The organism is Oceanivirga salmonicida (assembly GCF_001517915.1).
Lineage (GTDB): Bacteria > Fusobacteriota > Fusobacteriia > Fusobacteriales > Leptotrichiaceae > Oceanivirga > Oceanivirga salmonicida.
The window spans coordinates 1-366 of record NZ_LOQI01000199.1 but is presented as its reverse complement, the minus strand read 5'-3'; the positions used below and the strand labels follow the sequence as shown (position 1 = coordinate 366).

General features: G+C 28.4%; 1 pseudogene. It reads right to left on the bottom strand.

Going from position 1 to position 366, the window contains the following annotated elements:
* Nucleotides 1–82: 82 nt before the first annotated feature.
* Nucleotides 83–366, bottom strand: a pseudogene (locus tag AWT72_RS08940) (signal recognition particle protein); the annotation flags it as partial.

Sequence of the window (366 nt, the reverse complement as noted above, 5' to 3'; positions counted from 1 at the left end):
CTATTCTGTAAAAAGGTTTTTTTCTTCTTCCTAATCTTGTTAATCTTAATTTTACCATTATATTACCTCCATATTTTTTTAACTATTTTTTCGTAAATCTATTCATACCTGGTATGCTACCACTATTAAACATTTTAACCATTTTTTTCATTTGTTCATATTGCTTCAATAATTTATTTACGTCTGCAACACTAACTCCACTACCTTTTGCTATACGAGTTTTTCTTGAGAAAACTTTTAACAATTGCGGATTTCTTCGTTCTTCTATTGTCATAGAATAAATAACTGCCTCTACCCTTTTTAATTCTTTTTCTGCACCATTCATATCTATGTCGCCTAAATTAACACCAGGTATGAATAGATTTA